The sequence below is a fragment of the Psychrobacter nivimaris genome (assembly GCF_904846365.1).
Taxonomy (GTDB): domain Bacteria; phylum Pseudomonadota; class Gammaproteobacteria; order Pseudomonadales; family Moraxellaceae; genus Psychrobacter; species Psychrobacter nivimaris_B.
This window is the reverse complement of the sequence record NZ_CAJHAL010000058.1, coordinates 1-6,091: the sequence shown is the minus strand read 5'-3', so window position 1 is coordinate 6,091 and position 6,091 is coordinate 1. Positions and strand designations below refer to the sequence as shown.

The following is a 6,091-nucleotide window of genomic DNA, read 5'->3' as shown; positions in this document are numbered from 1 at the left end:
AATGGTCATGCCGTCTTTAATGCTTCGTAACACTTGTTTGCGAAAGTCGATTGAATAGGTCATCGTTTATTTCACTAAATGAATTGGTTATAAATATTGTATCGGTTTTATCTAAGATTGACTATACTGTTTAAGCATATTTTTAAGGCATAAAAAAAGGATACCGTAGTATCCTTTCTCATCATATTTGAGCCTGATAATAAATCGATTCTAGTGATGCTCACCAGGAAGAATTTTGGCAAAGGCGCGCTGAGCAAGGTTAGGCTTGCTATCCGTCGTTTGTGCAGCGGTCGAACTTGGGAAAATGCGATAACCAATGGACTGAACACCAACGTTAAAGGCTGGTACCAGTGAATAAGTCGCCGATGCAAATTTGCCCATATTACTAGCAATACTATTTGGCTTATGAACGATGGCTTTTGCGACCATCATCGCGGCTTCGTCAGGCATCAGTGCTGGCATATAACGATATAGCTTGGTTGGCGCAATCATTGGGGTACGCACAAGTGGCATAAAAATATTGGTTACTTTGATGTTATCGCCTTTGACTTCAGCAGCCAAACAGCGACTAAATGCATCTAAGGCCGCCTTTGACGCGACATACGCTGAAAAGCGAGGACTATTTGCCAATACCCCAATTGATGAGATATTCACGATTTGACCGGTTTGACGACCAATCATCGTTGGCAAGAAACCAAGAATGATTTTGACCGCGCCAAAATAATTAATCTCCATGGTACGTTCAAAGTCATGAAAACGGTTGACCGACTCATGCACTGAACGGCGAATCGAACGCCCTGCATTGTTGACTAGTACATCAACATGCTTAAAGTCAGCCAAAATCTTTTCACTGGTTTTTTCAATCTCATCCATATTGGTAAGGTCGCATGGATAGTAGCTGGCCGCGCCGCCAAGTGTTTCAATATTTTCCTGGACCATTTTTAGCTTATCTTCAGTACGGGCCAGCAAAATAACATGCGCGCCGCATTCACTGAGCAAAAAAGCCGTACGTTCGCCGATACCACTTGAAGCGCCTGTGATGATAATATTCTTGCCTTTGACGGCTTTGGTGATTGCTTTTTTCGAGAGATTGGCCATAAAAAGTCCTTTTCGTTTATTCTATAGTTATTGGTATTCGGTTATAGCATAGCAAAAAAATGTCGTATGGAGTGAACAAAACCATAGTGAGCGTTAGCTGACGGGATCTTTACAAATTTCGTCGTCGACATAGATATTTATAGATACATTTTTAGCTTATTGTTAATTACTAAGTGCTAAGTACCAAGTGTTAAGTGCTAAGCTTTTTTCTAATCTATTATAAGGAGTACCTGCTTTGATACACACACTAACTCACTATATCGACTTAATTGCCAAAATGATCGAAGTCATTGGCGTCCTCATTATGTTTTTTGGGCTATTTCTTGCTTTATATAGAGCTTTTCGAGCGTCGGGTCATTTTAATAATGATACTTATGTTGAAATCAGACAGACCGTAGGCAAGTCTATATTGTTGGGGTTAGAAGTGCTGATTGCCGCTGATATCGTAGCTACTGTCGTCACCGAGCCATCGCTACGCAGCGTACTGGTGCTAGGTTTTATCGTACTGATTCGAACCTTTTTAAGCTTATCGCTACAGGTTGAATTAGAAGGTCGATTCCCTTGGCAAAATAGAAAGCCTGTGCCTGATAAACAGTCTGATACTGATAATCATACTGTGCCCATTGATAAAGCATAGCTGATATATAAAAGCGCTATCAAAAGGCAAGATGTAAAAAGTACTATGAAAAGTAACTAGCACGAGTTTATAAAACAAGATTTAAGCAATTACTGCTCGTGCGCCTGCAAAAAAGTCTCGACCACTTTGAATTGCCCAACGGTACTTTCTTCGCCATACATCGCCTGTCTAAAGGCGTTAGAGTTTGGAATACCTGTCGTATACCAAGCGATATGTTTGCGAGCGATGCGGCAGCCTGAGTACTCGCCATAAAAATCATAAAGCTCTTGCAAATGGGCCAGTACGATCTCTTTTATCTCACTAACGCTCGGTGCCTCTAGACGCTCGCCAGTACGCAAAAAGTGCTCAATATCGCGAAATATCCATGGTTGCCCTTGTGCAGCACGCCCAATCATCACCGCATCACAGCCTGTCATTTCATAGACGTGTTGGGCTTTTTGTGCGCTATCGATATCTCCATTGGCAATGACAGGAATACTGATGCTTTCTTTGACTTCGCGTATCAGCTCATAGCGTGCATTGCCTGTGTACATGTCTTCACGCGTACGTCCATGAATAGCAATCGCTGCAATGCCCGCCTGCTCAGCACGCTTGGCGACTCGTAAGATGTTTTCACGACCGTTTTCAAAACCCAGACGTGTCTTTAGCGTAACAGGTGCATTTACCGCATTGACCGTGGCATCTAGCAATCGTGCAACCAAATCTTCGTCTTGCAACAATGCAGAGCCTGCCAGCTTACGACAGACCTTTTTGGCCGGACAGCCCATATTGATATCGATAATCTGTGCACCATTATCAATTTGATAACGGGCCGCTTCAGTCAGTTTGTCCGGCTCAGCACCTGCTATCTGCGCCGAAATAGGCGCAATCTCATTGTCAAAATTGGCACGGTACAAGGATTTTTTGCGTGCATAAAGAGCGGTATCAGCGATGATCATCTCGCTGACCGCATGACCTGCACCAAATGATTTGCACAATCGGCGAAAAGGGTTGTCCGTCACGCCTGCCATCGGTGCGACCATCAAACGGTTTTCAATCGTCAGGCCACCGATATTTAATGGCTGTAATAGCGGATGATCAGACAAAGTCGAGGACGAAGATAAAATGGGAGAATCAATAGACATAAAAAAACGGCTTGATTTGTAAGGAAAACAAGCCGTTATTCTAAGGATTCCTGCGTTTATTGCAAGCTATTCACGTGAATAGCTTGCATAAGCATTGGTCATTTTTGATACATTTCATGCATTATTTATCAAGCACACTGCCCTGCTCTAGCGTGATGTCATCATCATGCTCTTGCATGCGCCACGGTAGACTATCAGGCGATACATTGAGGAAATGTAAATACTTCTCAAACTGATCAATGATGTCATTAATCACTGATTCAGATTTGTAGCCGTATAAATCATAGGTCTGACCACCACGGCGTAGATACACCTCAGCGCGATGATGGTGCTCTTGTGGCAAAGTATCTGCGCTGTCTTCAGTATAATAATCAGGCGCATCATGCTCAGATAAGCGCACCTCATACCAAAACTCGACATCGTCACCGCGCTGTAGCTCTAATACGGCTCGGTTATTGACCGCATCATAGTTGACCTCAGTCGTCCAGCCAGTTTCTGCAAATTTAGACGACACCTCCATCATCGAAGGCATAACCACTTCTTTAATATAGCTAAGAACCTTTTCACGCGTTGGCTTATCGGTCATATAATCAATACGCTCGCGCCATGCAGACGGTTTGAGTAAATGCGGCGGCAGTCTGTTGTCATTACCAAGGCTCTGATTACGATGTCCTTCGATACGTAACGCACGCCACATACCAAACATAGAAATCAGAATAATAATCGCAAAAGGTAACGCACTAACGATAGCCGCTGTCTGTAGGGCTTCTAAACCACCTGCAAGTAGCAATACTGCTGCGACAGCACCTTCAGTCACTACCCAAAAGCTACGCTGCCACCATGGTGTATCACTGCGACCACCTGCCGCTAGCGAGTCGATTACCAATGAGCCAGAATCCGAAGACGTCACAAAAAAAGTAATAATCAATAAAATGGTCAACGACGATACAAATTCAGTAAACGGTAGATTCTCTAACAGTTTGAACAAAGCAATCGCTTGGTTATTTTGTACTTCACTGATTAATGAGGTATAACCATCAACCATGATCATGTGTAGCGCGGTATCACCAAACACTGAAAACCAGAAAAACGTAAAGAAGGTCGGTACCAACATCACACCCAATACAAACTCACGAATAGTACGACCACGGCTAATCTTGGCGATAAACAGACCTACGAAAGGTGCCCATGCAATCGTCCATGCGAAAATAAATAAAGTCCAGCTGCCGATCCAATTGCTATTCTCGTATGCCTGCAAGCTAAAGGTACGCTCGACAATATTACCCAAATAGCTGCCCGTATTTTCCATGAAGGCATTTAAGATAAAAATCGTCGGACCGACAACAAATACGAATAGCATCAGCGCAGTTGCCAATAACATATTTAAAATAGATAAGCGTTTTACACCCTTATCCATCCCTGCCAATACCGATACCAATGCCGCGGCTGTCACCAAAGCAATGGCAATCACCTGTACGGTCGTATTCACTGGAATGATATCTGGCAATAGATAATTGAGTCCCGCATTGATTTGCGATACCGACAACCCAAGACTGGTCGCAATACCAAACATCGTACCTAATATCGCAAACACATCAACCGTATGACCGATAGGGCCATGAATCCTGTCACCGATAATCGGGTATAGCGTCGAGCGTATTGATAGTGGTAAACCATGACGAAACGCAAAATAAGCTAGTGATAAACCAACGACACCATAAATTGCCCAAATATGAAAACCCCAATGGAAATACGCAATTTGCATCGCTTCTTTTGCCGCGGCGATAGTCTGCGGATCCGACATTGGCGGACTAGAAAAGTGCATTACTGGTTCCGCTACCCCATAAAACAGTAGCGCAATCCCGTAACCTGCCGAAAACAGCATGGCAAACCATTCAAGGAATCCGTACTCCGCCTCAGCATGATCAGGGCCCAGCTTGATACTGCCATAAGACGAAAACGCCAGTACAATAATGAACATCAAAAACAGTGCCACTGCCAGCATATAAAACCAGCCGAATGTCTCAGTCGTAAAACTAAGCACATCACTAAACAGAGCACCCGCTGCTTCAGGATTAATAGCCGTACCAATGACCAATAGCAGCATAATAATGGCTGCAGGTACAAAGACTGGTAATAAAATAGTCGAACGAGGTAATTTACTCATGAAAGATAATATCCTCAAAAGTTGAAAAAGTTGACGATGCCTTTTTATGAAAAATTCTAAGTAAGGCAAAGATTAGAAAATGTGTGTGAATGGTTATAATAATTATCACACTCTTTTCCAAAACCCTAGACAAGCGTTCAACTCGTAACATGACTTTAACGAATGTTACATGACTATTACCAAGAAAATAAAAAAGGCAGCTTGCTAGCTGCCTTTTGATTGTATATGTATTTTTTTAGTGATTTATAATCTATAAATGTTCGCTAATTCGTAAACACCAATATTTTTTATACCTAAACAGAAGCACTCTGTTTCCTAACTATGCATCAATCACTGCCGCCAACTTCTGCGCAATATCTACCAAATCATTGTTATCAGCTTGGGTCACTGCATGACGACCCAATTCATGAATACTTGATGGAATGAGGTGCACATGATAATGAAAGACTGTTTGACCTGCTTGTGATCCATTCAACTGCATTTGGATAACGCCTTCACGCTCGAACACTTGACGTTGGGCTTGCATGACCTTTTTAGAGGTCATCAATACTGCAGCAGCATACTCTGGCTCAAGATCGGCCAAATCAACAGCTTTTTGCTTCGGTATCACCAATACATGGCCTTCTGCTTGTGGCATGATATCCATAAAGGCAAGGGTTTTATCATCTTCATACACCTTATGATACGGAATATCACCATCTAGCATTTTGGCAAAGATATTATTGTCGTCATAAGTAGTCTGTTGATTCAATTCAGTCATTATTTTTTCCTTTAAGAGTTTTATTATTAGTCAATTAATAGCTTAATAGCTATTCAAAATAGATAAAAGTGTCTGTCATATAGTGGACGAAATATAACTTTAGTACAAGCCAACAATGTGAGATCAAGATTATTAAATCAATTGTAACTGGCTGTATTAACGAGCTTTAAAAAAAATATTGGGGCTGTAGTAGATAAGGATTAAATATCACACCATTTTTTCAGCGTTTTAAGCTGATTAGATGGTGACCCATAGTTAAATCTAAACTCGCACTCTTTTAAAAATAAATGGAAATTCTTCTTATC

Annotated in this window: 5 protein-coding genes and 1 pseudogene; 1 reads left to right on the top strand and 5 read right to left on the bottom strand. The window is 42.0% G+C overall.

Going from position 1 to position 6,091, the window contains the following annotated elements:
- Positions 1-210: 210 nt before the first annotated feature.
- Positions 211-1,098 (bottom strand): SDR family NAD(P)-dependent oxidoreductase, encoded by an 888-nt coding sequence (locus JMX63_RS14130; RefSeq protein WP_102094760.1) that lies wholly within the window; start codon positions 1,096-1,098, stop codon positions 211-213.
- A 235-nt stretch (positions 1,099-1,333) separates the two neighbouring features.
- Here JMX63_RS14130 and JMX63_RS14125 point away from each other — a divergent pair, with 235 nt between their 5' ends.
- Entirely contained in the window at positions 1,334-1,735 is a 402-nt protein-coding gene (locus JMX63_RS14125; RefSeq protein ID WP_265089110.1) for a DUF1622 domain-containing protein, read from the top strand.
- Positions 1,736-1,824: 89 nt separating this feature from the next.
- Here the strand turns inward: JMX63_RS14125 and dusB are convergent, their stop codons facing one another.
- From dusB to JMX63_RS14105, 4 genes and pseudogenes are all read right to left on the bottom strand, one after another.
- On the bottom strand, positions 1,825-2,859 hold the full coding sequence (gene dusB / locus JMX63_RS14120; RefSeq protein WP_201573112.1) for a tRNA dihydrouridine synthase DusB: 1,035 nt from the start codon (positions 2,857-2,859) through the stop codon (positions 1,825-1,827).
- 121 nt (positions 2,860-2,980) lie between these two features.
- A complete protein-coding gene (locus JMX63_RS14115; protein ID WP_191115093.1) occupies positions 2,981-5,026 on the bottom strand; it encodes a BCCT family transporter in 2,046 nt (681 codons plus the stop codon).
- Between the two features lie 319 nt (positions 5,027-5,345).
- Positions 5,346-5,786: an HIT family protein gene (locus JMX63_RS14110; RefSeq protein ID WP_201573109.1), complete on the bottom strand. Its 441-nt coding sequence runs from the start codon at positions 5,784-5,786 to the stop codon at positions 5,346-5,348.
- A 200-nt stretch (positions 5,787-5,986) separates the two neighbouring features.
- Positions 5,987-6,091 (bottom strand): annotated as a pseudogene (locus tag JMX63_RS14105) (IS1595 family transposase); the annotation flags it as partial.